Raw genomic sequence first — 25,485 nt, 5'->3', positions numbered from 1 at the left:
AGATTCTTACTGTTTTACGCCGCCGGCTGCGAGGCCGGTTACGATTCGGCGCTGGAATAGCAGCACCAGGATTACCAGCGGGATAGTTACTACCACGCCCGCTGCCATTTGTGAGCCGAACGGGGTTTCGAACCCGCTCACGCCACCGAATTTCGATATTGCTACCGGGGCGGTTTGCATCCCTGGGTCGTTGACCATGGTCACGGCGATCAGGAATTCGTTCCACGTGTTGATGAACACGATGATTGCGGTGGTGAATACGCCGGGGGCGGCGATGGGCAGTATTACCCGCCGGAACGCTTGCCCTGGGGTGCAGCCGTCTACCATTGCGGCCTGCTCTAGTTCGCGTGGCATTTGCTTGAAGAAGCTGGTTAGGTTCCACACTGCCAGTGGCAAGGCGAAGGATAGATCAGGCAGGATCATGGCCTGGAAGGTGTTGATCCACCCCCACGCGGTGAAGAGTTTTAGTAGCGGTACCACGATTGCCACGAGCGGGAACATCGAGGTGGCTATAACGATGGTCAAAATGATCGATTTGCCCGGAAATTCCAGGCGGGCCAGCGCGTAGGCGGTGATCGTTGCGATTAGCAGAGCGAGCACTGTAGTAACCCCGGCCACAATGATCGAGTTCAGTAGCGACCTACCGAATTGGCGGGAGGGGTCGAATACCTGCGTGTAGTTTTCCATGGACACCGTTTTGGGCCACAGGGTGGTTTCGAAGATGTCCTTGGTGGGGCGCAGGGACGAGACGACCATCCAGTAGAAGGGCGCCAGGCAGAAGATTACGATTGCGGCTATGCCTATCCACGAGGACGTGTTGGACAGTCCCGCTTTTAGTTTGGATTGCTTCATCGCTCTTGCTCCTTCCCCTTTGGGGTGCCCTCCCGGGTGGAACCAGCCCTTTGGGCCCGGCTGATTTCAGCTGGGCGCGTGGAATAGTGCGGCTTTTTCGACCTCTTGAAGAATTGGGAGAGGCGCAGTTTGGAGCCGGAATTTGGTTCGTCTACGAGTTCGGCCCCCAACACTTTTATGAAGGCGAAAGCGATCATGAACACGTAGATGAAGAGCACTACCGCGTAGGCGGCCGCACTGCCGTAGCGCAGGTTGGAGGCGTCGTCTTGCACTAGCATCGACAGGGTCTCGACTGAGCCTTTGCGGGGGCCGATCAAGATGTAGGGCAGATCGAACATGCGCAGTGCGTCGAGCATGCGGAACAGGACGGCTACAACTAGGGCGGGTTTTACTAGCGGCAGGGTGATGGTAATGAATCTGCGCCAGGCGCCGGCCCCATCTATTTTGGCGGCTTCATAGACGTCGTCGGGGATAACTTGCAACCCGGCTAGAGTGAGCAGCCCAATGAAGGGGGCAGTTTTCCAAGTGTCGGCGATTATGATCGCAAATTTTGCGGGCCAGTCCGAGGTAGCCCACAGCACCTGCGTGTTCAGCAGCGCGTTGGCGGCTCCGTGGGAATCGAAGATCCACTTCCACAGCACCGCAGATACGGCGGTGGGAATTGCCCAGGGCACCAAGATTGCAGCGCGTACCAGCCCGCGTCCCTTCATCGCCTTGTGCATGATTAGTGCCATGGCCACGCCCAACACTGCTTCGATTGCCACGGTTACGGTGGCGAAGAAGGTGGTGTTCCAGAATGCGTTCCAGAAGCGGGTGCCCGTGTCACCTCGGAAAATATTTAGGTAGTTTTCCAGCCCTACAAACGGTTCGCTTTCGCGCACGAAGCCGGTTGCCGGGTCGATCCCGCGAAAGCCCCACAGGGACTGGTAGAGGGCGGAAATGGTGGGGAAAATGATTACGATCGCGATGACTATGACGGTGGGCGATACTAACCAGCCTGCCAGTTTCGCCTGCGCCTTGCCCGAGTCGGTCAGTGCCAGAGATTTTGATTTAGACATGCCAACTTCCTTACTTTCCCGACGTCATGTCGGTTAGCTTCTTTGCTAAGCCGTCGAGGGCGGGGCCGGTTTCTTTTTCGCCTTTGAGCACGGGGAAGACCGCGTCCTGGATGGCGGTTGAAACGTCCCCGTAGTTGTAGACCTGCGGGCGGGGGACGGCACTTTCGATGGATTTCTTTAGCGCCGGCAGGTAGGGGAATTGCTTGATTAGTTCAGGCTCGTCGTACAGCGAGGTGTAGATGGGGGCCAGTGTGGTTTCGGTCAGGAGACGCCGCTGGATTGGTTCTGAGGTGTACCACTTGATGAAGTCCAAACTGGTGGCCTTGTTTTTGCAAAATGCCGAGATGGCGGCGTTGTGCCCACCTAGGGAGGAGGTGCCGCCCTCGGGCTTGTCTGCGGTGAAGCCGGGCATTGGGGCCACCCCCATTTTGTCGCCCAATTTTTCTTTCGAGAGGGCGTATTGGTAGGGCCAGTTGCGGTAGTACAGGACGCGGTCGGATTCGAAGGCGTTGCGCCCTTCTTCTTCTTTGTAGGTGAGCGCTTCCTTGGGGATAAAGCCATCCTTGAAGCCGTCGGCAAGGACCTGCAGTCCCCTCTTGGCTTGTGCAGAATCTACTTTCACCTTGCCGTCACTGTCGACAGTTTTGCCGCCGAAGGCGTGAATAGCTTCGTCAGCATTTACGGTTAGGCCTTCGTATTTGGCCATCTGGCCGGCGTAGCAGCCGATGTCTTTGTGGCCGGGCAAGGAGCGCACCGCCTTACAGCCGGCCTTCATGTCGTCCCAGGTTTTGGGGGCTTCGTTTACCCCGGCCTGCTCTAGTAGGTCTTTGCGGTAGTACAGGATGCCCCCGTCGGAACCGTGCGGCATGGCAAACAGCTGGTTGCGGTATTGGCCGGTTTTCCAAACTGGCGGCAGGATCTTGTCTTTGGGGAATTCCTTAGCGGGCAGGGGCATGATCCACCGGTAGGCGGCGAATTCGGCCACCCACACGTTGTCTAGTGAAAGAACGCAAAACGAGTCGGATTTTGTTTGCGCGTTTTGCACCATCGAGTTGCGCTGTTGGTCTGCTTCAGAGGACAGCTCGATCATGGTTACGGGTTCTTTGGGGTGGGCTTTATTCCAATCTTCGAGCATTGGGGCTAGTTTGCCCGAGTTGTCTTTGCCCTGTACGTAGGTGATTGGGCCGCGGCCTTCCAGCTTGCCCGCTTTTATATCTTTCTCGCTTACCGTGTTGCCCGCACAGGCCGTAAGGGCGAGGGCGGCACAGGCGGCCAAAGCGCCAAGCGAGAGCGCTTTTGTTTTCATATCCGCGTAACTCCTTTGTCAGTCGGAACGAGGCAGGGCGCGCTGTTTCGACGCGCGTCGACCTAACCACCCTAGCCCTTCATTGCCGAATGCTGTAAAGGAGACCTGCGCAAATATGGCTAATTTGCCATTATTTGCCGTATGGTTAGTCTGTTTCACTCGTTTCGGTTGAGGTGGAACCAGCCTTTTGGGCAGTCCGTGAGTCATCTTCGCTTCGAGCGGGCTGCGGGTCCTGCTCGCTGCCTTGCGAGCGGATATCCTTGCGCCGCATGCCGGCGACTCCCCTCCTGGCGAGCGCAACAGCAGCCTTCCCGGTTTTACGGGCCCATTCGGCGCTAGCTTTTGCGCCCCTCCGAACGCTAGCGAGGGCGGAACGGGAGGCCTTCGAGTCCCTTGCCGAAGCGGCCGCCTTGGTTGCAAAGGCCTTACCTGCGCGAGTGGAGGCGAAGATCTTTGTGCGCGTGGGGATCCAAAAAGCGCGCCAGCGCCTGCGCATCTTCTGGAACGAATCGGGCCTGCCGAGCGCTCTGGACATGCCTAGTGCAAGCATTAATAGGGCGGCCATCAGCGCCCAAATTAGGACCTGCGAAAGCGAGAAGCCGGCATTGTCGCGAGCTTCGACCTCGAACCCGGTATTTAAAACTTTCGGATTGGTCCAGGTGATAGTGTCCCCGTCTACCTTGCCTCCAGCAGCTCCCGAAGTGTCGGTGATGGGCCCGGGGAAGGTCAGCGACAACTTGAAGCGGGTATTCTCGTTCAGGTTTGAGTAGCTGGGGTCGCCGGGCAGGGAAACGCTGTAACGCCCAGAATAGTGTTTGATAGTCACAAAAGGGGCCCCCGAAGAGGCAATCGGTTGCGGCTTGGTGAAGTCAATAGTGCAGCGAGTCTGCTTTACAGTCGACCTGTCGAGTACGCGCGTCTGGCCCTGCCCGCCTGCCTCCAATAGCAAGTTCTGCAACGAAGCGCAGGTGATCTGGCTGCCCTCGTTTTTGGGGATTCCCATGGTGGCGTGCAGCGTGTAGGTCTGGTCGGGGTAGATTCTAATAGCCGTGGTTGATTCGCACCCCGAAAGCGCGGCGCACAGCCCGACTAACAACGCTAGCGCGGCAAAAGCACGAGGGCGGGTGGGGGAGCAATCCTGGTTCATGGGTTAAGGGTTCCACAATATTGGCCTCACCGGGTAATGTAGCGCGCCGAAGCGGCCTTTAGTCCCTGGAATAGGGCGCCGGAATTTGCGTAGCAACAGGTAGATTCAGTAAACCTAGAAAAGTTAATAAAAAAGTAAAGCAAAAGCAAAGAAGGTTTGCTAAAAGTAATCTATGGCTAGATTAGAACCTTCATCCCAGGCCCCATTACTAGGCGTCACAATCGCCACGGAAACGCTCCTGCCGCCCTCGCCGGCACCCCTCACCGAATTTCGCGTGCCCAACAGCATAAATGCCACCGGCCTCATCGCCCTCGCTGTGGGGGAACCAAAACACAAACTAAAAGGCGACTACGGAATAAACCCAGAGCTACTAAAACTAAAACTTCTAGCCGCCGCCGAGCAGCGTCCCATAGACCTGGCGCTGGTGGCCGGCTACAGTGCCCAAATGCTGGTTAGCGCGAAAACTGTTGACGTGCTAAACGAACTGCGCGCCCAGGGCGCGATCGGCGAGTGGGGAATAAGAGCCCGCACTGCTGGCCAAGTAATGCGCTCACTGTCCCTGCTCGGCCCCTCCCACGTACAGGTAGACGTAGACGAGGTCGGCCCTAACGCCATAGGCGGCGTTCTAGCGGCCGCAAAGCGAGCCCGCGCCAAGCTGATATTGACCGTACCCGCGTCCCTCCCGCCCGCTCGCGCAGCAAAATTACTACGCCAATGCGCCGCCCTCACCCTAAAGGTGCGCACCCGGGCGGAACTGAACTCTGCCCTAAAAACGATTACAACCCTCACCCCGGCACACACCCGGGCCGCCTAGCCAAAGAGTAACCCACAAGGCGCCGTCACCAGGAAAAGATGTAAAGCGGGCAGAAAGTGTTTACTCTCTAAGCGGACCCAAACGGCCCAGAAAGGCCGAAAGCTAACTCCGGAAGTAACCCAAATGCAGCAAACCCCGCACATAAACCCAACAGGGCCGATCGCCAACACAGTACTGATGCCAGGCGACCCCCTGCGCGCCAAATTTATTGCCGAAACCTTCCTAGACGACGCCCGCCAATTTAACCAGGTGCGCGGAATGCTGGGATACACCGGCACCTACCAGGGAGTGCAGGTGTCGGTTATGGGATCGGGCATGGGCATCCCCTCCATTTCCCTGTACGCTCACGAGCTGATTCACGTCTACGGGGTGAAAAATATTATTCGCGTGGGCTCGTGTGGGGCCCTGCAAGAGGACCTAGACCTGTACGACGTGGTAGTGGCCGCCTCAGCCTCCACCGATTCGCACTTCATCACCCAATACGATCTGCCGGGCACCTGGGCGCCCACCGCCTCCTGGGATTTGCTCGAGGGCGTGTACGCGCAGTCCCGCAAAGCCGAGGTGCCCATCCGGGTGGGCAACATTTTGTCCTCGGACGTCTTCTACAACTTCGACGAAACTGTAAATGCCCGGTGGGCAAAGATGGGCGTGCTCGCCGTCGAAATGGAATCTGCCGGCCTGTACGCGGTTGCTGCCCAGGCGGGGGCGCGCGCCCTCGGCGTGTTCACCGTCTCGGACAACCTGGTAACCGACCAGCACACCAGCGCCAGCGAACGCCAGAGCGCCTTCACTAAGATGATCGAATTGACCTTGCCGGTAGCTGCGAAAGTGGGGCAAGAATGAGCCGCGCGAAAACTTCCAAGGCCCGGGCGGGCGTCAATCCCCAGGCGGCTGTGCCCATCATGCTGTTCACCTTCGTGTTCAGCTTGATTATCGACAACGGTTTTAAATTCATGACCGCTTCCATGGGGCAGGCGCTAGACCTGAGCCTAAACCAGGTCTCCTTGCAGGCCTCCCTAGCGGGTATTTTGATCGGCATTGGCGCAGTAGTCTACGCCGCCCTCTCCGACTTTGTGCCAGTGCGCAAACTGGTACTGGCGGGCATCACGCTGGCCGTAGTCGGCTCCCTGATAGGTTTTATTGGCCAAAGGGTGTGGCCGCTGGTACTCACCGGGCGTATCGTGCAGACTGCAGGGTTGGCGGCCGCCGAAACGCTCTACGTCATCTACGTAACCAAGCATCTGTCAGCCGCTCAACAAAAGACTTACCTGGGCTTTTCCACCTCCGCATTCCAGGCCGCCACCCTTTTCGGGGCTCTGGCCAGCGGTTTCATGGCAACCTACGTGTCGTGGACGGCAATGTTTGCGATCCCAGTGGTACTAGTGCTGGCCATTCCGATCGTGCTAAAAACGCTTCCAGCCGACGACGAGCTGCAAACGGGAAGCGTCGATTGGGTGGGGCTCGCCCTCATCGGCATCTTTGCTACCAGCTTGATCATGTTCATGCAGGAGTTCAACTGGCTTTGGCTCGTGCCCACGGTGGCGGGCATCGCCCTGTTTGCCGTGCACGTGGCGAAATCGTCCGGGGCACTCGTGCAATCGCGCTTTTTCAAAAACGGCAGGTACGTGTGGGCGCTGGTACTCGTATTCATTGTCTACTCTGTGCAGCTGGGCTTCATCGTGCTATTTCCCGCGATTGCAGCGCAGATACACGGCTACACGTCCGACAAATCCGCCCTGCTGTTGGCCCCCGGCTACGTGGGAGCAATCATTGTGGGGGCGGCCTCCGGCAAAATTGGCCAGTACCTTCCTACCCGCCCAGCCATCTACTCTGCTGGAGGATCAATCATTCTGGCACTGGTCCTAATGGCGCTGTTCATGAACGCCTCCCCGGCCGTGTTCGTAGTAGCCGCACTGCTATTCGCCTGCGGCTTCGCCCTCATGTACGCCCCCTTACTGTCTAGCGCCCTGGCGAAGATCGCGCCCGAGCAGTCGGGCATCGCAATCGGCTTCTACAACCTCACCATCAACATTGCTATCCCGCTGGGCATTGCCTACAGCGCTAAACTCGCCGACCTGCACCTTTCGGTCCCCCGCGTGCTGAACCCGCTAGGTGGGCGGACCGAAGGATACGGCGCAGTCATGTGGATACTGGCGCTGATAGCACTGGTTGGCATCGCAATCTATGCGGTAGCCGACCAGAACATGACCAAAATCGAACAAAAGAATCGGCAGCGGCGGAAGGAAGCCAAATGAAACGTGCTGAATTAGCTCGAATGATCGACCATACCCTACTCAAACCCGAAGCCACCGCAAGCGACTTCGCCGCCCTCGCCAAGGAGGCGGGGGAGCTAGGAACGTATTCGGTGTGCGTGTCCCCTTCGGCTCTGCCTCTGGAAGTTCCCGAGGGCGTACACGTGGCCACCGTCTGTGGTTTTCCCTCCGGGGCGGTAAAACCGCAGATCAAGGCCGCCGAAGCCGCCCAAGCTGTGCGCGACGGGGCCGAAGAAGTAGACATGGTGATCAATGTGGGATTGGCCGTAGCTGGCAAATTCCAGCAGGTGTGCCAGGAAATTGAGCAGGTGCGCGAAGCCATCCCGAACGCAATCTTGAAGGTGATCATTGAATCCGCCGCCCTTAGCGACGAGCAGATCGTAGCGGTCTGCCAGGCCGCCGTGGCAGCGGGGGCCAACTTCGTCAAGACCTCAACCGGATTTCATCCGGCCGGTGGTGCGAGCGTGCACGCGGTGGAACTCATGGCCCGCACCGTTGCAGGCAAGGCGGGAGTAAAGGCCTCCGGGGGGATCCGCACTGCTGAAGCCGCCCAACAGATGGTGGCTGCGGGGGCTACCCGGTTGGGGCTATCGGCCTCGGCAAAAATCCTGGCCGAAATGGACCTGTGATGGACCTGCTTGGCCAGGCGGCCGACTGGGCCCGCCACGATCCCGATCCGGTTACAAAAGCCCAGCTAGAGCACACTCTAGAACTGGCGCGTGCCGGCAGCAAAGCCGCGGTTGGCGAACTCCAGGAGGCCTTCGCTGGTCCACTGCAATTCGGCACTGCCGGGTTGCGAGGGCGGCTCGGGCCCGGGTGCGCCCGCATGAACGAGGCCGTGGTGGTGCGTGCTACCGCCGGGCTGATGGCCTGGCTGAACCAGCAGGTAGAGGCCCCCAAGGTAGTGGTCGGCTGCGACGCCCGCCACGGCTCTGCCCAATTTGCCCAGGCCGTGGCCGAAGTGGTGGCTGCAGCTGGCGGAAACGCGGTGAAATTGCCGGAAGCCGGGCCCACTCCCGTCACCGCATTTGCCGTACGTGCTTTAAACGCCGACGCGGGGGTGATGGTCACGGCCTCGCACAATCCTGCCCAAGACAATGGCTACAAGGTTTATTTGGGAGGTCGAGTGGCCACCGGCGTCGCCCAAGGAGTGCAAATTGTGCCCCCCGCCGACGCGCAAATTGCCGAGTGCATCGAACAAGCCCCGAAGGCCGACCAAGTGGCCCGCAAAAAATCGCCGCTTGCTCGCGCAGACGTAACCGAGCAATATCTAGCTGCCATCTGCCCGCCCCCGAAGAGCCGAGACCTGACCATCGTATTGACCCCCATGCACGGGGTGGGCGGGCGCATCTGCGAACAGGCGCTGCGGAGGGCAGGATTCACTAACGTGCAACTCGTATCCGCTCAGGCAGACTCCGACCCGGACTTTCCCACCGTGGCATTTCCAAACCCCGAAGAGGACGGGGCGCTAGAGTTGGCCTTCCAAGAAGCTGAGCGGGTGCGCGCAGACCTAGTAATCGCCCTCGACCCGGATGCGGACAGGTGTGCACTAGCAGTATGCGACCAGGGCCAATGGCGGGCGTTGTCGGGAGACGAAACAGGGGCACTGTTAGGATCCCACCTTGCAGCTGGGGCGCAGTCTGGTACCCTAGCCTGTTCTATCGTGTCCTCGCGCTTGCTAGGAAAAATTGCCGAGGACGCCGGGCTGGGATTTGCCCAAACTCTGACCGGGTTCAAATGGATTGCCCGCACCGAAAATCTGCTCTACGGCTACGAAGAAGCCATAGGGCACTGCCCCAACCCGCAGGCTGTGCGCGACAAAGATGGCATAGCAACCGCGGTGGTTGCTGCCCTGCTGGGCGCTGAGCTCAAAGCCCAAGGCAAAACGCTAGTTGACGAACTCGACGAGCTGGCACGCAAATTTGGGCTCTACCAAACAGCCCCACTCACGTTCCGCGTAAAAGACCTGAATCTGATCAGTAGAACCATGGCAAAACTGCGGGCAGAGAGGCCGGCCGCCCTCGCCGGATCGCAGGTGGTGCGAACCCTAGACCTAAAGGACGGAACCGAAAAACTGCCCCCCACCGATGCGGTCATCTTCGAAACTGCCGCCAACGACCGGGTAGTAATACGCCCTTCAGGCACAGAACCCAAGCTCAAATGCTATTTGGAGGTAGTACTACCCGCCGGCGAAAAGGTACCTCACGAGCAGGCGAAGCAGCGGCTGCAAAAGCTGAAACAGGACGTCGCTTCAGCCTGTGGGCTGTAGTAGAACGTAAACGCCGTCTCAACCAAATATTAGTTGGCTGAGACGGCTTTTTACGTCCAAGTGGGCACTGTAATCCGCAAGTAAAATTTAGATATTGCAAAAATGTGGGTATAGTAAGCCAAATCCGAATATGATTTATGTACCCGACATGCGGAGGAACAATGGCCGTTCAGGCTGAATCACAGTGGAATCCACCCAACAAAAGATTCTTCGGGCACCCTCTAGGCTTGATGCCGCTATTTACAACCGAGGCGTTCGAACGCTTCAGCTACTACTCGATGCGTGCCATCTTGCTCTACTACCTGGTAGACACCCTAGCCAACGGCGGACTGGCACTTGACGACGCAATCGGGCAGTCCCTAGCCCAAATATATTCGGCCTCCGTATTCCTGCTGTCAGTGCTCGGCGGCTGGTTTGCCGACCGCGTGTGGGGCCCACGCCGCGCCACCCTGTACGGCGGGCTAGTGATCATTGCCGGCCACATTGCCCTGGCGATCCCCATCCCAACCATGTCCTACCTAGGAATTATCCTGGTCGCCCTCGGCACAGGCCTGTTGAAGCCAAACATTTCCGCAATGGTTGGCAACCTCTACCGCGACCACGACCCCAAGCGCGAAGCAGGCTTCTCGATCTTCTACATGGGCATCAACATCGGCTCGTTCATTTCCTCCTTCATCGTTGCTGCTGCCCGCAACTGGGGCGGCTACCACGCGGGCTTCTCGGTGGCAGCCTTCGGCATGGCCATAGCCCTGTTGTTCTACATCCAAGGGCGCAAATACCTAAACCCGGCCGTCGACGACGTCCCCAACCCACTTACCAGCGCTGAGCGCAAACGCATGTGGATCTTTGCGGGCGGGCTGCTAGGCGCACTCGCGGTAGTGCTGGTTCTGGTACACCTAATTACCGGAAAAGGCTGGTTGGTAAACGCTATCGACTCGCTAACCCTGTTGGCCCTGGCTGCACCTATTTGCTACTTCGTAGTAATGTTCCGCTCCAAGAAGGTGGACGCGGCCGAACGCTCCCGCCTTTCCGCCTTCATCCCACTGTTTGTGGCAGCAATGTTGTTCTGGATGATCTTCGAACAGGCAGCCTCCTCCATGGCCGCCTTCGCAAAAGACAACACACACCTAAGTGTTGGCGGACTGGCCATAAACCCCGAATGGTACCAGTCCATCAACCCGCTATTCATCGTGGCACTATCCCCGCTGTTTGCGGCGCTGTGGGGCAGAGTCGGAAACCGCGTGCCCACCGCCATCAAGTTCACCATCGGACTCGGCTTGGCAGCCCTGTCCTTCATATGGCTGGGAGCCTGGGCCGCGGTCTACGCGGGAGGGCGCAGCCCCTGGTGGGTTTTGGCCCTCACTTACGTGATCCAGACCCTGGGCGAACTCTGCCTTTCGCCGGTAGGTTTGGCAGCTACCACACTGCTGGCTCCCCGGGCATTCAAGAGCCAGGCAATGGCACTGTGGTTTTTAGCTTCGGCCTCCGGGCAGGCAATTACCGCACAGGTCTTGCAACGCACGGGCGACCTGTCGCACACCACGGTGTTCGTGGGCACCGGCGTAGTAGCACTGGTATTTACCCTGATCCTGGCATGTCTATCGCCCTGGATCGGGCGCCACATCAACGCGGGGATGGAAGAACCCGTAGCCTGAGCGTAGTAATTCCCTAACGGGATTCACTGGCAGGGGCTGGCGCCCCCTGCTAAGCGCAAATGTCCCTCCTCGCCTGCGAGGTTGTGCGTGCTTTTGCTCTTTCGCACCGGAGAGGTTGTGCGCGCTCCCGCCCTTGCGCTTCGCGCAAATGCCCGTCTGCGCCCCGAGCGCGCACCACCTCTCCGGTGCTTTCGCCTGGTGCCTGCGCAAATGCCCGTCCGCGCCCCGAGCGCGCACAACCTCTCCGGTGCTTTCATTTTGCGGCGTACGTGCTTAGGCGCGCAAGCCTTTTTCGATTGCTTCGCCAACTTCCTGGTCAATGTTCTTCCAATAGGCGATGACATTTGTGAGCACGGGCTCCTTGCCCTGCCCGTGGTTCAACATGCCCACTACGGTGTCGACCAGATCCTCGCGTTCCTTGGCAGTGTAGACATTGCGCACCAGCTCATGTGCCTGCGTGAAGTCGTCGTCCTCGGAATGCAAAGTGGCGGCGCTGCGAACCAGCTCCCCGTCGTTTTCCCACGAGGCTTCGGCCACGCCGCCGCCCTGAGCCCAGTCGCGCTCGTAAGAGTTAGGAGCGTAGACCGGGGCGTCCCCAGAATGTTCGAACGCCATCTGCCCATCGAAGGTGTAGGCATTGGTTTCCACTACCGGCCGGTTTACTGGCAGCTGCGCATAGTTGGTGCCTATGCGGTTGCGTTGGGCATCCGCATAGGCGAATGCGCGCCCCAGCAACATTTTGTCGGGGGACAGGCCCGTGCCCGGCACCAAGTTTGAGGGCGCAAACGCGGCCTGTTCAATCTGCGCGAAGAAGTTCGTTGGATTTTCGTTGAGCGTAAACTTTCCGACCGGGATCAGCGGGTAGTCCTTCTTCGAAATAGTTTTAGTCAGATCAAACGGGTTGAAACGGTAGGTCTTGGCCTCCTCGTAAGGCATGATCTGGAAGTCGACCCGCCAGGAGGGATAGTCGCCCCGCTCGATAGCTTCGAACAGGTCCTTCCTGTGGAAGTCAGGATCTGACCCGGCCAGCTTCTCGGCCTCTTCGTTCGAGAGGTTCTGTACCCCCTGTTCGGTGTGGAAGTGCCAGCGCACCCAAAATAGTTCGCCCTCGGAATTGATCAGCGAATAGGTGTGCGAAGAATACCCGTTCATGTGCCGGTAGGATTTGGGAATCCCCCGCGGACCCATGAGGTAGGAAACCTGGTGGGCACTTTCGGGGGACAGCGACCAGTAATCCCACTGCATGTTGTTGTCGCGTAGGCCGCGGTCGGGAAGGCGCTTTTGGGACCGAATGAAGTGCGGGAACTTCAGCGGATCGCGCATAAAGAAGGTGGGGGTGTTGTTTCCCACCATGTCGAAGTTGCCGTCCTCGGTATAGAACTTCAACGCAAAACCGCGCACGTCGCGCCACGTGTCGGGCGAGCCCATCTCGCCAGCCACGGTGGAAAAGCGCGCCAGCATGCGGGTTTTGGCCCCCTTCTGCAAGAACTTGGCGTGGGTGTACTTCGAGACGTCTTCGGTTACCTCAAAGACGCCAAAAGCCCCCGACCCCTTCGCGTGAGGGCGACGCTCTGGAACGTTCTCGCGGTTAAAGTGCGCCAGGGATTCGACCAGGTGAACGTCGTGCAGAACAATAGGGCCGTCGGGGCCGACGGTTAAGGAGTGCTCTTCGGATACAGCAGGGGCCCCAAAGTCCCCAGTAGCGTTTTTCTTTGGGTTTTTAGGCATGGCAACTCCGTTCATTGAAGGGGATATTTTTGTAGCTAAAATTTCGCCTTTAGCGACATCCTCAAACTATCGAAGGTTGCACTGTGGCGCACGACAATGCCGTGGAACACATTGTGGCCTGCACCTTTGCAAACGCGAGTGATTGCGCAGGCTTCATAGTCGCAGGCAGTTTTATGCAAGTGTGGTGGCAACTTTTTGAAATAGGCATAAATCAGGGACTTCTGCCCGGTGCAATTATCGCAATGGTCTGCAAAGATAGATACGTCATCGGGCGTTGACGCAGACGCCCCTTTCAAGGCTCAGGAGGCTGAACAAAGTTATGACCGTTACTGAAAAGGACATCCAGGCCGCAGCACCGGCTAACGCACCCGAAGAAGTTGTGAAGTGGGTTGCTAAGATTGCCGACATTACCAAGCCTGAGGCCATCGAGTTTGCCGACGGATCCCAAGAGGAATGGGACCGCCTCACCTCGATGATGGTTAAGACCGGGATGCTCACCAAGCTCAATGAAGAGAAGCGCCCCAACTGCTTCCTAGCTCGTTCGCTCCCGTCGGACGTGGCTCGTGTCGAGTCCCGCACCTTCATTTGCTCCGAAAAGGAAGAGGACGCAGGCCCCACCAACCACTGGGCAGATCCCAAGGAGATGAAGGAAACCCTTATTGGCGAAAAGGGTGTATTCCGTGGCGCAATGAAGGGCCGCACCATGTACGTGGTTCCCTTCTCAATGGGCCCACTGGGTGGCCCCATCTCGCAGCTTGGCATCGAAATCACCGACTCCCCGTACGTCGTGTGCTCCATGCGTATCATGACTCGAATGGGGGCTAAGGCCCTCGATTTGATCGCCGAGGGCAAGCCGTGGGTTCCCGCGGTCCACTCCGTTGGCTCCCCGCTCGAGGAAGGCCAGCAGGACACCGCTTGGCCTTGCAACGACGAGAAGTACATTACTCACTTCCCCGAAGCAAACGAGATTTGGTCTTACGGTTCCGGTTACGGCGGCAACGCACTGCTAGGCAAGAAGTGCTTCGCGCTGCGCATTGCTTCTACCATGGGCCGCCGCGACGGCTGGATGGCAGAGCACATGCTGGTGTTGCGCCTCACCGAGGAAGCCACTGGCAACCAGTACCACGTGACTGCCGCGTTCCCGTCCGCATGCGGCAAGACCAACCTTGCCATGTTGCAGCCCACCATCAAGGGCTACAAGGTCGAAACTGTTGGCGACGACATTGCTTGGATGCGTCCGGGCCCCGACGGCCGCCTGTACGCGATCAACCCCGAGGCCGGATTCTTCGGCGTTGCCCCGGGCACCTCTTACAAGACCAACCCGATGGCAATGGACACGGCCCGCGCCAACTCCATTTTCACTAACGTAGCGCTCACCGACGACGGCGACGTGTGGTGGGAGGGCATCGACGCTGAACTGCCCGATCACCTGATCGACTGGCAGGGCAACGACTACACTCCCGAGGACGCTAAGGCTGGCAAGAAGGCAGCACACCCGAACTCCCGCTTCACCGTGCCCGCTTCGCAGTGCCCAATTATTTGCCCCGACTGGGAAGCCCCCCAGGGCGTTCCGGTGGACGCAATCCTGTTCGGCGGCCGCCGCGCAACCAACGTTCCGCTAGTTGCCGAGCAGTACACTCCGGCACACGGCGTGTTCATTGGCGCTAACGTGTCTTCCGAGGTAACCGCGGCTGCGACCGACGTCAAGGCTGGCTCCCTGCGCCACGATCCGTTCGCAATGCTTCCCTTCTGCGGCTACAACATGGCCGACTACTGGGGCCACTGGCTCGAAATGCAGAAGAAGTTGGGCGACAAGTTCCCGAAGGTATACCAGGTCAACTGGTTCCGCAAGGACGAAGATGGCAAGTTCATTTGGCCGGGCTATGGCGACAACTCCCGCGTTTTGGATTGGATCGTCCGCCGCGTTTCCGGTCAGGTCGAAGCCATCGAAGGGGTCACTGGCTTGTACCCGAAGTTCGAGGACTTCAACCTCGAGGGCACCGGTTTAGGCAAGGAGGAATGGGACAAGATGTACGCCATCGATCCCGATGCCTGGGCCGCTGAAGCTGACGACACTGCAAAGTACTTCGAGCAGTTTGGCGACAAGGTTCCTCAGCCCATCCTCGATGAGCTGCAGGCTCTGCGCGACCGCATCGCCGCCGCTAAGAAGTAGATTTTTAGCCTTCTCTAGGTAGCTAGTTAGAGGCCGGTGGGGAAACCCGCCGGCCTCTTGCTGTGTTCCCTTACCGACAGTGCGCTACCGAGGCCGCGTGCGCTTTGGCGGGGGCAGTCCGCCCTGCGTTGCACGCTGGGGTCTGCTCGCCCTAAGGGCCCGGCTTCGACTGGGGCGATCCACGGAGGGCCAGATGGGCAATTGCGATGCACCCCATATTGCTTTCAACGTGCGAAAACTTGCGCAAACGGCAACAATAAGACCGTGAGTAATGCATTCGGTACGTCCCCTCTGGCACAGCTGCTGCCCGTAACTGCGCCCACCGTCATGTTCCGCGAAGAGCACATGGCAAAAGGGGTAGCACCGCTATTCGAAATCACTCGCATCGGCCGTTACATGTCCGTGGGACTGGCATTGCGCAAGGGCGGCAAACTGAACGTGCTCACAACGCGCAACAAGATGATCGGGCACCTACTGGACCTATCCACTCGCGGGCAGCTGCTAGATTTAGCCTGGGCAAATTTCGAATCCCTGCACTTGAATCAGGACGGCACCCCCGAATTGCGTATCCGGGTGCTGGGGGACAAAGAAGATCGCTACCTGCGCATCGACAACGGCACCAACTTGATTTCTGCGCTGCTTTGGCGTTTTCCCGTGAAACACATTCGCGACCTGCTCCCCAAAGTGGACATGGGCGACGGCGGCATCGTGGTTGTGCCACAGGCCGATTCAATAGCCGTAGTATCCGACCAGACCGCGCACGTGCAACTGGCTAAATTGCTGGAACCGTACGCTCTGAACGCGCGCCCAGCTTCGACCTCGACCCCCGTACCGCTGCGCCTTACTAATTCGGGATGGGTGGAATACGTTCCGCCCGTAGGCTCTAAAGCATACGGGCATGTGCAAACTATTATGGAAGTGTTAGAACAGCGCGCACAGCGCGGATACGTGGATGCCTCCTACCGGATGCAGATCAAATAGTACAGAAAGGCGGCCCACCCATGCCGGAGTCAGCTGGTAAGCGCCTCCCGGACAGGCTGACGCGGCTGATAGCTGTTCATACACTCCTAACTTCTGTGGGTCCGGCCGAGGTAGTTATTACCGTAACTATAAAAAATGGGGACATGTCTACGCGCATCGATGAGCCGGTGTCCCTCCAAGACGAGCTACCCATGATCGTGTTGCGCCGTTTCGCAGAGGCCGTATCGTGGGGCCAGCCCGCAGCGGTACGAATTTCTGCCTGCCGGGTAGCGGACGAGATTCGCTCATACGAGGGTTCGTTTCCAAATATCACTTTGGTGGACGGCACCGATCCTGTTGCCTCCAAGTTGGGAGCCGAAGTACGTAAGCAGGCTGGGGAGTGGGCGGCGCAGAACGCCGAGCACCTCCGGGAGCTCGCCAAAGCGCAGGCTCGCCGCAAAAAATTCGAGGACGCCCTCGTTAAACCTTTGGTTGTGGTAGCTACAGACGGGTCTGTGGGGCGTGGGAATCCGGAAGGGTCGTGGGCTTGGATCGATTCGCTGGGCGGGGGCAATGGCGATCTGTACACCGGCGACATAGTCGAGTGCGAACTTTGGGCGATCATCAGGGCAATTCGCGCGCATCCGAATACGCGCCTGCGCTTGATAACCGACTCGCAGGTGTCGGTGAAGTTGGTAGAGTCGCGGCTGTCTCCGCAGGCGCGTCGCGAGCGGGCCAGCGGGAATTTCCAGATCCCCACCGTGCCGGGGATCAGCCAGGATGCCAGCACGCTGGCCGACAAGGCGGCTCAGATTATCGAAGCCCACGTGGGTGTGGTGTCGCTCGAGTGGGTGCGTGCTCACCCGGAGCAGCCGACCTCGCTTGCAGAATATATGAATGAGGGCGCCGATACCGCCGCAGTGTTAGTGCGGCGGCGACTCAGCGACCCTCTGTTGGCTAATAGGGAGGACGTGCGCGCCCGCGTGCGTGCCGTTGCCGGCGCTACTGTCGCGGACTACAGGCGTTCTCTTTAGGCTCCGACCTTGTTCGGGTCAGATACCGGGGGAAGGGTGGACCAGGGGAAATTGATCCACTTGTCTGTCCTCTTCAGTACGTAGTCTGGTTTCACAATGGAGCGGGACTTTTCGTAGATTACCGCGCTGCGAACCTCGGATACTTCGACCACTTCCTCGTCGGCAGATACGACCCCGTGCTTAGACACCAGGTCGATCACTAGCTTCAAAGTCTTGCCAGAATCTGCCACGTCGTCTACCACCAGGACTTTTTTGCCGCGCAGTGCGGAAGTATCCATAAGTGGGGGTAGTACTACGGGTTCGGGAAGTGTTTCGGCAATGTCGGTGTAGAACTCGACGTTTAAAGTACCGATGGATTTGGTGCCGAGGGCGTAAGACAGCGCCCCTGCTGGCAGTAGACCTCCACGGGCTACAGCTACTACCAGGTCGGGCATCCAACCCGATTCATAAATTGTTTCGGCTAGTGTGCGCATGCCGTCGCCGAATGATTGCCAGGTTAGAACTTCGCGGTCGTTTTCCTTCTCCATGTCATTAGCCTAGTTGAAAATTATTGCTCCCGGTAAATGGCGGGGCTTACTTTTCCTTGATCATCAGTTCGAACAGTGTGGCGAGTGTGTTTGGTACCTCATTGGTGGCCTCGCCGTAGTGTTCGGCATAGCCTTCGGGGTAGACCTCGAACACGGTGTAGGAGGTGCGCGCCAGCAGCGTTAGATCTTTTAGGGAACCGACGCACTTGGCGTTCACGGCGTCTAGGATGCGCTGGAAGTATTCTTCAATTTCGTGCTGCCATTCGAATTCTGCCGACTGCAGGATTTCGAAGCAGTGCTCGTCGCGGGAAGCGTACAGGCGCATTTCCTGGGCGATTACGGCGCGTTCGTTGCCGGTGATGGCCTCCAGGAAGGGGGTGAGGGCGGCTTGGGCGCGCTTGGGTGCAGGTGCATCCATGTCGATACCTTCGAGGACACTTTGCAGCTCTTCCCAGACTTCTACGGCGTGTACGCGCAGGTGTTGGTAGTACCAGCCGATGAGGGTCGAGACGAAGTCAGATTTGTCCACGAAGTTGTAGTAGAAGGCGCCGCGGGTAAAGCCTGCGGCCTCTGAGACGGTCCCTACGGTCATTGCGGGGATACCGGTTTTTACTACAAGCTGTAGGCCACCTTCGAGTAGTGCTTGACGTGTGGCCTCGCGTTTTGAATGCTCCCAGGTTGCGGGGGTTCCTAGTTCAACAGACATAGACTTTGCCCTTTGGTTACGTATAGTTGTTCTCGGTGTGTATGCAATACGCGTACATACGAGTATGACTCTATCGGGGGATGCGCTGCTATGAAAGTTTTCGCTACTAAACCGCGAAATACGGCAATAGCGAAAAGCTATCAAAGGTTCAATTTCGCGCACCTCAACGATAAGTATATTGATTAACGTTTTTTAATGAAAGTGGACTAGTGGGCAGAAAACGTAGGATTTACCGCAGGCGGCGAACCGGGGCAGCCTTAGTTCTTATATTTCTAGTTGCGCTGCTCATATACGCCCTCGCTGCGGTGCGGGAGGCCAACAGGCCGGAATCTGTGCCTCCGGTTCCTGCTGCCGCCACCCCGAAGCTGGACTACACCGGTTTCAACGCAGGCAACATCATTTCGGACGAGACTTTTAGCAATTGGCTTTCTATGGACGAGCCCTCGATTGCGAACTTTATTGCTGCGGCAGGCGCCGAATGTAAGCCGGGCGGCAAGATCGAATGCTTGAAGTCGGCCCGCTTTACGCTCGAGGAGCAGGGGTGGACGCAGTACTGCAGGCCTTTAGAGGGCGGCAAAAACCTGTCGGCCGCAACGGTAATTGCGCGGGTGGCCGCCTCCTGCCGAATCAACCCGCAGGTGCTGCTCGTCACCTTGCAAAAGGAGCAGGGGTTAATCACTGCGACGCAGAAGAATCTGAAACGGACTTCTTACGATTCGGCCATGGGCTTTGCCTGCCCTGACGGGGCAAAATGCGACCCCCACTTCAAGGGCTTTACGCGCCAGGTATACTGGGCAGCTAGCCAATTCAATCGCTACCGCGCCAATCCGGACCAGTACGCCTTCCAGGCGGGCAGGGAAAATGAGGTGGCTTATTCGGTGGACAAAAAATGTGGAGCGACTAAGGTCTACATCGAAAATTCTGCCACTGCCGCCCTCTACAATTACACGCCCTACCAACCGAACGAACAGGCTCTGGCACATAATCATTCCGATCGCTGCGCCCAGGCTGGCAACGCCAATTTTTACGCCTATTTTAAATATTGGTTCTCCTGAGGCGGGCCAGCTGGCGCGCGTAGGTGTTACCTAGCGCTGAAGGGGCTACCTCGCGGCCGTGGAAATACCAGGTGAGCACTGCCTCAGGCGTGAACGTACGCGAACAGATCCCGCAGCTAACTACGCGGCTAGGGCGGCGGTAGCGGGCGGTTTCGTGCCCGGCGGGGCAGCGCCCGATCCAGGCGGCAGGCGCGCTCGGCAGTGAGGCTGGCAAGGTGGCTTTGGGGCGAGCCCCTATCTGGCGGGCAATTTTCTGCCACTTCGGGCCGTGGCCTGCTCGGGCCCCGGCGAGGGCGTGCGCCACCTCGTGCAAAATCACGTCGCGTACCTGCTGGTCTTCGTATAGCGGCAAAAGGGCCGCAGACAGGGTGATTAGCTTTTTCGAATGGTGGCATGCCCCTGCCCGCCTGCGGGCGCGGTCGGGGCGCACCTGCCAGTTCAGGCCGTGCTCGCGAAGGATGGCGCGGGCGAGGCCCAAGGCGGTTTCAATCTTCATCTGGCTGGGCCCACCACCAGGTGGCGTCCGCAAAAGTGTCGGTGTCAGTTACGGTTACGGCACCCGCCCTCTGGGTGTTAGCACCCAGTAGGTCTACCACCGAGGTGGCGGTGCGCAACTGGCCGCCGCCGCAGGCAAAGAGTACGTGAGTGCCAGTTTGCGCGGGCTCGTGCTGGCACCAGTCGGCACGTCCACCCAGCCTGGGGGCGGTGTTTAGCGGGAAAGTGTTTACCACCTCGTCGTAGATGCCGTATTGGCGCAACTCTTCGAGGCCGGAAATGGGCTGGTCGGCAAAGACCTTGTTGTATTCGTCCACGTAGCATTTGGCGAAGCCGGCCTCGGAGGGCGAAATGTATTCGTAGCCGGCCCGAGGGCGCACGCTCACCTCGCCGTCGGCAGCGAAATTAGCCCCCGCCATCGCCTCCTCGTAGAGTTCGTGTGTGCGCGATTCGGCTTTTTGCCCAATAGATGCGGGTTTTACCGCCAGCCGCACTAGCGGGCTGATTTGGCGGCCGAACTGGGGGTCGGTGCCCACAAAAATTTGGAGCAACCCACGCTCGGGTAGCCACTGGAGGTGGTGGGGCAGGCCGGCAAGGTCGATCTGCGCTAGCAAGGACAGGTAACCGTCCGAGTGCTGGGGTACCCCGCGTGCATCCAAAAGTGGGAACCCCCCTAGCTTGTCCCCGGCCAAAGTGGGCTTGCCGGTGGTGGGCACTAGATAGATCGCGGGGGTTTTGGTGGCTTCGCGCACCCCGTGGGCCACCTGGTCTAGGCGCGGGTCGCCGGGAAACGGCGGGGTAGGTTTGCGCGCGGGCAGCTGCCGTTCAGGGCGGGCGGGCTGAGGTGGGCCTACCTGGGTGCCTTTGGCTGCAGCCTGGGTGCCTTTGGGTACACCTTCGCCCCGAAAGAACCTAATTAGCCGCTGAAATAATCCCACGAGTGAAAGACTACGCGAGCGGGCGCCTCTACGCCAAGAAATGGCAGCGCCTGCCACAAATGTTCAATCGAGTAGCTCCCGGATGCGTTTTGGACTGACTTTTACTGCGGTGCCCAAAGTCTGGGCGTAAACCTGCACGGCGAGCTCTTGAACCATCCACTGGGCCCGTTCCAATCGTTGAGACCTGACCTGATCCCAAGGCAGGCGTTCGGACGCTAACACTGCGTCTTCGACCTCGGCGGCAACCTGGTGCAGCTGGTAGGCGGCGCGCTGGTCGGGCGTGCCGCGAACTACCCGCCGGTGTGCGCCAGCCAGGTAGCGCCCCAAGTGTTTGAGGGCAAAAGCTGGCGTGCGCGCAATAAAGCCCGGGTAGATCAATTGCTGTTGCTGGGCCTTCACCTGGGTGAGCACGTCCAGCAGCGACAGCTGGTTGGCCTGCCTTATAGCTTTGTTCAGGTTGGCGTTGGCTGCCAGCGCCTTGGCAACGTGGCCCATGATTTGGTACAGGCGATCTTCTAGTTGATTTTGCATCCAGTCGGCCACCGCTTCATAGGCCGCCTTAGTGCGCGGGAGCCCGCCGGGCAGCGCCGGTTGGGACGGGGGTGGCATCAGCTGGCAGATTTGGTCGAGCAGGCTCGCCACCGCCGCCCACTGGGCGTCGGCCACCATAGCTTCGGTGCTCTGGTAGGGGGACTGGGCGAGGGCGGCCGCTTCTTCGCCGCGCCAACGCGTGGTTACGCGGCGGGTGGGTAGTGCCAGCTGCTGGGTGAGCAGACGGATTACGCCCAGGCGGTGTTCGCGCTCGCGTACGGGCCCTTCGGCGAGCAGGCGTAGCGCTACCTGTTTAGGTGCGGTTTTGCCGGCCCCTGTGCCGGGAGTCGGGGGAAGATCTGCGCGCACGGGAGCATGAGGGTCTACCAGACCGGGGTAGGCTCGCACGGTCATAGTCTTAGATGCGGTAACTACCGAATCTGGGATTTTTTCCAGCGAAGGCCAGCCGGTGAGGGCCTCTTCTTCTGAAAATTTTGTGGCTTGGAGGGGGCTAAGCTCCCTGTTGTCGCCTTTAGCGCGTTTTGCCTTGCCGGGGAGCTTTTTGCCCTTGTTCGCCTTGCGGGGGTCGGCAATGCCGGCCTCGGCCATGGCTCTAGCTACCGCGCCCGACACAGCACTGCGCACTGCCGCCGAGGCCTTGGTATCGAGCGTGCGCTGTAGATATACCAGCTCCCTGGCGGTGGCCAGCTGCTGCCCATTTTGGGTAACCACAAAACGCATGCGCAAATGCTCTGGCAGGCTGGCAATAGCGTGGTCTATGTCTTCGATAGAAACGTCTACGGCTTTGACCGCCCGCAGCCCGGCGCGCACGGCCTCGCGCAGGTCGCCCTCGCCAGCTTTGATTTGCCGCCTCGGGGCCTGCTTGGGCTCCGGCTTTGCCTGAGGTGGCTCTTTGGGGTTGCGCTTTACATCTAGCCCGGCCCACGAAGCCAGGCGGGCCATGGATTGGTCGAGGGCGGCCGCCTGCTTTTGTTCAAAGGTAGAGGCCGCCTCCCGGCTAGTTTTGCCGCCCGAGCGGATCCACTTGGCCACCAAGGCGCCCACGTCGGGAGCGGGAACGAGTTCGCGGCGAACCGCCTTGGGCAGGGAACGGACGATGCCTGTGCACAATTGGTCCAAGAATCCTGGTACCAGCCACTCAAAATCTTTTTCACGCAGCCGGGGCAGCACTTCTAGGGGAACAGTTAGGCTTACCCCGTCGGCCGGGTCGCCGGGGGCGAACACGTAAGAGAGGGGCAGGGCAATGTCGCCCAGTTTCCAGTGGTCTGGGAAGGCTCTCTTGTCGAGGGCGCCCTCTTCCTCCTCGTTTTCATTTGCGGCCACTCGGGGGAGCACGTCGGCCATGGTGTAGGTGAGGTAGTCGCTCTGGCGGCGGCGGGCCCCCTTCCACCAGTTGTCGAAACTGACCTGGTCGGTAACCTCTGGGGGAAGGCGATCTTCAAAGAAGGCAACCAGGGCGTCGTCGCTAGCTACCAACCCCACTTCGCGTCGACGCCGTTCCACTTCGTAGGCGCGATCTAACACCTGCGCGTTCTGGCGCACGAAACGGTGGCGGCTGTTCCATTCGCCCTCAACTAGAGCCTTGCGAATAAACATCTGCCTGGCGAGGTCGAGCATTTCTTGGGCTTTGACCTTGTCTGCGGTCTGCCTGGCGGCGGTTGCCAAGCGTACCTTCCGATCGGCAATAAGGGTCATCCCGTAAAGCGTAACTTTTTCGCGAACAACCGCGCTACCAGCGGATTTAGACCAAGTAGGGTCCCCGAAGCTGCGTTGGGAAAGGTGGGATGCTGCCGGCTCAACCCATTCGGGGCGAATGGCTGCGGCAGTGCGCGCAAATAGGCGGGAAGTTTCGACTAGCTCGGCCGCCATCACCCAGTCGGGGTGGGTGCCGCGCAGGCCCGAACCAGGCCAGAGGACGAACCTAGTGCCGCGGGCGCCCTCGTACACTTTGTGCGGGGCCACCCAGGCCCCCAAATTGGAAAGTAAACCTGTAAGAATCGACTGGTGGATCGAATCGGCGTCGGTGGTAGTGGGCCCTGCGGTAAGTTCCACGCAGGCGGCGGCCACCGCGTCGTTGAACTCGCTAGAACCGGGGGCAGCCCCCGCCGTCACCTGCCGCAGTTCGTCGGCCGGCGGCATAGCCAGCTTGTGAACCCGCAGGTGGATGTCGCGGGCCATTTGGCGCAGCTGCAAAACTACGTCCTGCCATTCGCGAATACGCAAAAAATGAAGGTACTCTTTGCGTGCTGACCTGCGGAAAGCAGAATTGGTCAATTCGCGCGAGAGGGTGCGCACATACCTCCAGAGGTTCAAATAGGTAATAAAGTCGCTCTGCCGGTCAGCTAACCGGCGGTGCTTGGCGTCGGAGGCCTCCTGCGCGTCGGCGGGGCGCTCGCGGATGTCCTGCATCGACAGAGCTGCGATTATGACCAGCACTTCCGAGGCGCAGCCGCGCTCGTCGGCCTCAAGCAGCATGCGCCCCAGCCGAGGATCTATGGGCAGCCGCGCTAGTTTCCGCCCGATCGAGGTGAGCGCACCCGCCTTGGTGAAGGCTCCGACCTCGAAAAGAAGTTGTTTCCCGTCGCGCACGGCCTTCGCCTCGGGAGGGTCGATGAACGGAAAATCTTCTACTTTCCCCAGGTGTAGCGACGCCATCTGCAAGATGACGGCGGCCAGCGAAGTGCGCAAGATTTCGGGCTCTGTGAAGGCGGGGCGGGATTCGAAATCCTCTTGCGAATATAGGCGGATGGCGACGCCGGGAGCCAGGCGTCCGCACCTGCCCGAACGCTGATTGGCACTGGCCTGGGAAATTGGTTCTATGGGCAGGCGCTGTACCTTAGTGCGGTTAGAGTACCTGGAAATGCGGGCCAGCCCCGGGTCTACCACGTAGCGAATACCGGGAACAGTGAGTGAAGTTTCGGCCACGTTGGTTGCCAGCACGATCCGCTGGCGCGAATGCGGGGCGAAGATCTTGCGCTGCTCGGAGGCGGCGAGCCGCGAAAACAGGGGGAGCACCTGGACGGCCCGGCCTGCAGGGCGGTGGCGCAGGTGGTCTTCTAGAGCCTCCTGGGTTTCGCGAATGTCGCGCTCGCCGGGAAGGAATACCAAAATGTCGCACGGGCCGGAATCGGCCGGCTCTTCTAGTAGCTCGTCTACGGCCTCAATAATGCCAGTGACCTGGTCTATTGGTTCGGCCTCGACGTGAATATCCCCGCCGTCCTCGACAAGGTTTTCAATTTCCAGAGGGCGGTAGCGCACCTCCACGGGAAAGGTGCGCCCGGAAACATCCAACATGGGAGCGGGCTTTTCAGCGGTGCCGAAGGCGCGGGCAAAACGCTCAGAGTCGATAGTTGCGGAAGTGATAATGACTTTTAGGTCGGGCCGGGAGGGGAGCAGGCGCGCAAGGTAGCCCAGGATGAAGTCGATATTGAGTGAGCGTTCGTGGGCTTCGTCGACAATTATGGTGTCGTAGCGCCGCAGCAGCGGATCGGACTGAATTTCAGCAAGCAAGATGCCGTCTGTCATTAGCTTCACCAACGTTTTATCTGACACCTTGTCAGTAAAACGGACTTGGAAGCCCACGGTCTCGCCCAAGGGCCGGCCCAGCTCCTCGCTAATGCGTTCGGCCACAGTGCGGGCGGCCAGCCTGCGCGGCTGCGTGTGGCCGATCATACCCGCAATGCCCCGGCCCAGCTCCAGGCAGATTTTAGGCAGCTGGGTGGTTTTGCCCGAACCTGTTTGCCCAGACAAAATTACTACCTGGTTATTGGCAATAGCCTCAGCAATGTCGCCGCGCCGGGCACTTACCGGCAGTTGTGCGGGGTAACTGATTTTTGGGACCGACGCTCGCCGGGCTGCAAGCACCTTTTCGGAAAACGGTTTAAAACCCCTTCGGGGCCGCCTTTTTTTAGAGCGCGGACGCCTGGCTTTCTTATCGGTCACC

The 25,485-nt window shown here is 59.4% G+C and carries 20 protein-coding genes; 10 read left to right on the top strand and 10 right to left on the bottom strand.

Going from position 1 to position 25,485, the window contains the following annotated elements:
• Positions 1-6: 6 nt before the first annotated feature.
• The 4 genes from G437_RS0100990 to G437_RS0100975 form a co-directional block, all read right to left on the bottom strand.
• Positions 7-852, bottom strand: a complete 846-nt coding sequence (locus G437_RS0100990) for a carbohydrate ABC transporter permease (protein ID WP_024330740.1) — start codon at positions 850-852, stop codon at positions 7-9.
• Positions 849-1,910 (bottom strand): carbohydrate ABC transporter permease, encoded by a 1,062-nt coding sequence (locus G437_RS0100985; RefSeq protein ID WP_024330739.1) that lies wholly within the window; start codon positions 1,908-1,910, stop codon positions 849-851. The genes G437_RS0100990 and G437_RS0100985 overlap by 4 nt, the downstream gene beginning before the upstream one ends.
• 10 nt (positions 1,911-1,920) lie before the next feature.
• Positions 1,921-3,216: an ABC transporter substrate-binding protein gene (locus G437_RS0100980; protein ID WP_024330738.1), complete on the bottom strand. Its 1,296-nt coding sequence runs from the start codon at positions 3,214-3,216 to the stop codon at positions 1,921-1,923.
• A 145-nt stretch (positions 3,217-3,361) separates the two neighbouring features.
• On the bottom strand, positions 3,362-4,363 hold the full coding sequence (locus tag G437_RS0100975) for an LppM family (lipo)protein (RefSeq protein ID WP_024330737.1): 1,002 nt from the start codon (positions 4,361-4,363) through the stop codon (positions 3,362-3,364).
• A gap of 172 nt (positions 4,364-4,535) precedes the next feature.
• Here G437_RS0100975 and G437_RS0100970 point away from each other — a divergent pair, with 172 nt between their 5' ends.
• The 6 genes from G437_RS0100970 to G437_RS0100945 all read left to right on the top strand — a co-directional run bounded on the left by G437_RS0100970 (position 4,536) and on the right by G437_RS0100945 (position 11,374).
• On the top strand, positions 4,536-5,177 hold the full coding sequence (locus G437_RS0100970; RefSeq protein WP_024330736.1) for a hypothetical protein: 642 nt from the start codon (positions 4,536-4,538) through the stop codon (positions 5,175-5,177).
• A gap of 123 nt (positions 5,178-5,300) precedes the next feature.
• Positions 5,301-6,020 (top strand): purine-nucleoside phosphorylase, encoded by a 720-nt coding sequence (deoD, locus tag G437_RS0100965; RefSeq protein ID WP_024330735.1) that lies wholly within the window; start codon positions 5,301-5,303, stop codon positions 6,018-6,020.
• On the top strand, positions 6,017-7,432 hold the full coding sequence (locus G437_RS0100960) for an MFS transporter (RefSeq protein WP_024330734.1): 1,416 nt from the start codon (positions 6,017-6,019) through the stop codon (positions 7,430-7,432). The genes deoD and G437_RS0100960 overlap by 4 nt, the downstream gene beginning before the upstream one ends.
• A complete protein-coding gene (deoC, locus tag G437_RS0100955; RefSeq protein WP_024330733.1) occupies positions 7,429-8,079 on the top strand; it encodes a deoxyribose-phosphate aldolase in 651 nt (216 codons plus the stop codon). Before G437_RS0100960 ends, deoC begins: the two co-directional genes overlap by 4 nt.
• Positions 8,079-9,719 (top strand): phospho-sugar mutase, encoded by a 1,641-nt coding sequence (locus tag G437_RS0100950; RefSeq protein ID WP_024330732.1) that lies wholly within the window; start codon positions 8,079-8,081, stop codon positions 9,717-9,719. The genes deoC and G437_RS0100950 overlap by 1 nt, the downstream gene beginning before the upstream one ends.
• Positions 9,720-9,880: 161 nt before the next feature.
• On the top strand, positions 9,881-11,374 hold the full coding sequence (locus G437_RS0100945) for a peptide MFS transporter (RefSeq protein ID WP_024330731.1): 1,494 nt from the start codon (positions 9,881-9,883) through the stop codon (positions 11,372-11,374).
• A gap of 273 nt (positions 11,375-11,647) precedes the next feature.
• On the opposite strand, the gene G437_RS0100940 is transcribed toward G437_RS0100945, so the two are convergent.
• Positions 11,648-13,102, bottom strand: a complete 1,455-nt coding sequence (locus tag G437_RS0100940) for a catalase (protein WP_034490084.1) — start codon at positions 13,100-13,102, stop codon at positions 11,648-11,650.
• A 319-nt stretch (positions 13,103-13,421) separates the two neighbouring features.
• Here G437_RS0100940 and G437_RS0100930 point away from each other — a divergent pair, with 319 nt between their 5' ends.
• The 3 genes from G437_RS0100930 to G437_RS10800 all read left to right on the top strand — a co-directional run bounded on the left by G437_RS0100930 (position 13,422) and on the right by G437_RS10800 (position 17,269).
• Entirely contained in the window at positions 13,422-15,275 is a 1,854-nt protein-coding gene (locus tag G437_RS0100930) for a phosphoenolpyruvate carboxykinase (GTP) (RefSeq protein ID WP_024330728.1), read from the top strand.
• Positions 15,276-15,539: 264 nt separating this feature from the next.
• Positions 15,540-16,256, top strand: coding sequence for a hypothetical protein (locus G437_RS0100925; RefSeq protein WP_070454594.1), 717 nt, complete (start codon positions 15,540-15,542; stop codon positions 16,254-16,256).
• Between the two features lie 20 nt (positions 16,257-16,276).
• On the top strand, positions 16,277-17,269 hold the full coding sequence (locus G437_RS10800) for an RNase H family protein (RefSeq protein ID WP_024330726.1): 993 nt from the start codon (positions 16,277-16,279) through the stop codon (positions 17,267-17,269).
• On the opposite strand, the gene G437_RS0100915 is transcribed toward G437_RS10800, so the two are convergent.
• Complete coding sequence (locus tag G437_RS0100915; protein ID WP_024330725.1) at positions 17,266-17,796, bottom strand: phosphoribosyltransferase; 531 nt, start codon at positions 17,794-17,796, stop codon at positions 17,266-17,268. The two genes, G437_RS10800 and G437_RS0100915, sit on opposite strands and share 4 nt — an antisense overlap.
• Before the next feature lie 46 nt (positions 17,797-17,842).
• Positions 17,843-18,502 carry a TetR/AcrR family transcriptional regulator gene (locus tag G437_RS0100910; protein WP_024330724.1) on the bottom strand — a complete coding sequence of 220 codons (660 nt, stop codon included), beginning with the start codon at positions 18,500-18,502 and terminating at the stop codon, positions 17,843-17,845.
• A 209-nt stretch (positions 18,503-18,711) separates the two neighbouring features.
• Between G437_RS0100910 and G437_RS0100905 the strand changes: the two genes are divergently transcribed.
• Positions 18,712-19,557, top strand: a complete 846-nt coding sequence (locus G437_RS0100905; RefSeq protein WP_024330723.1) for a hypothetical protein — start codon at positions 18,712-18,714, stop codon at positions 19,555-19,557.
• On the opposite strand, the gene G437_RS0100900 is transcribed toward G437_RS0100905, so the two are convergent.
• The 3 genes from G437_RS0100900 to hrpA all read right to left on the bottom strand — a co-directional run bounded on the left by G437_RS0100900 (position 19,538) and on the right by hrpA (position 25,484).
• Positions 19,538-20,053 (bottom strand): SprT-like domain-containing protein, encoded by a 516-nt coding sequence (locus G437_RS0100900; protein ID WP_024330722.1) that lies wholly within the window; start codon positions 20,051-20,053, stop codon positions 19,538-19,540. The two genes, G437_RS0100905 and G437_RS0100900, sit on opposite strands and share 20 nt — an antisense overlap.
• Complete coding sequence (locus G437_RS0100895; protein ID WP_034490046.1) at positions 20,043-20,990, bottom strand: DUF1963 domain-containing protein; 948 nt, start codon at positions 20,988-20,990, stop codon at positions 20,043-20,045. Before G437_RS0100895 ends, G437_RS0100900 begins: the two co-directional genes overlap by 11 nt.
• 63 nt (positions 20,991-21,053) lie before the next feature.
• Positions 21,054-25,484, bottom strand: a complete 4,431-nt coding sequence (gene hrpA / locus G437_RS0100890; protein ID WP_024330720.1) for an ATP-dependent RNA helicase HrpA — start codon at positions 25,482-25,484, stop codon at positions 21,054-21,056.
• Position 25,485: the final 1 nt, after the last annotated feature.

It is taken from the genome of Winkia neuii subsp. neuii DSM 8576 (assembly GCF_000420405.1).
Lineage (GTDB): Bacteria > Actinomycetota > Actinomycetes > Actinomycetales > Actinomycetaceae > Winkia > Winkia neuii.
Note: the sequence above shows the minus strand (reverse complement) of the source record. Positions and strands in the feature narration are given on the sequence as shown.

Bases quoted from the DNA above. Each gene is read 5' to 3' on its own strand.
- G437_RS0100900 (WP_024330722.1), bottom strand. From the start codon at position 20,053: ATGAAGATTGAAACCGCCTTGGGCCTCGCCCGCGCCATCCTTCGCGAG.
- G437_RS0100930 (WP_024330728.1), top strand. From the start codon at position 13,422: ATGACCGTTACTGAAAAGGACATCCAGGCCGCAGCACCGGCTAACGCA.
- deoD (WP_024330735.1), top strand. From the start codon at position 5,301: ATGCAGCAAACCCCGCACATAAACCCAACAGGGCCGATCGCCAACACA.
- G437_RS0100985 (WP_024330739.1), bottom strand. From the start codon at position 1,910: ATGTCTAAATCAAAATCTCTGGCACTGACCGACTCGGGCAAGGCGCAG.
- G437_RS0100915 (WP_024330725.1), bottom strand. From the start codon at position 17,796: ATGGAGAAGGAAAACGACCGCGAAGTTCTAACCTGGCAATCATTCGGC.
- G437_RS0100910 (WP_024330724.1), bottom strand. From the start codon at position 18,502: ATGTCTGTTGAACTAGGAACCCCCGCAACCTGGGAGCATTCAAAACGC.
- G437_RS0100980 (WP_024330738.1), bottom strand. From the start codon at position 3,216: ATGAAAACAAAAGCGCTCTCGCTTGGCGCTTTGGCCGCCTGTGCCGCC.
- G437_RS0100970 (WP_024330736.1), top strand. From the start codon at position 4,536: ATGGCTAGATTAGAACCTTCATCCCAGGCCCCATTACTAGGCGTCACA.
- G437_RS0100990 (WP_024330740.1), bottom strand. From the start codon at position 852: ATGAAGCAATCCAAACTAAAAGCGGGACTGTCCAACACGTCCTCGTGG.
- G437_RS0100950 (WP_024330732.1), top strand. From the start codon at position 8,079: ATGGACCTGCTTGGCCAGGCGGCCGACTGGGCCCGCCACGATCCCGAT.
- G437_RS0100960 (WP_024330734.1), top strand. From the start codon at position 6,017: ATGAGCCGCGCGAAAACTTCCAAGGCCCGGGCGGGCGTCAATCCCCAG.
- G437_RS10800 (WP_024330726.1), top strand. From the start codon at position 16,277: ATGCCGGAGTCAGCTGGTAAGCGCCTCCCGGACAGGCTGACGCGGCTG.
- G437_RS0100940 (WP_034490084.1), bottom strand. From the start codon at position 13,102: ATGCCTAAAAACCCAAAGAAAAACGCTACTGGGGACTTTGGGGCCCCT.
- deoC (WP_024330733.1), top strand. From the start codon at position 7,429: ATGAAACGTGCTGAATTAGCTCGAATGATCGACCATACCCTACTCAAA.
- G437_RS0100975 (WP_024330737.1), bottom strand. From the start codon at position 4,363: ATGAACCAGGATTGCTCCCCCACCCGCCCTCGTGCTTTTGCCGCGCTA.
- G437_RS0100945 (WP_024330731.1), top strand. From the start codon at position 9,881: ATGGCCGTTCAGGCTGAATCACAGTGGAATCCACCCAACAAAAGATTC.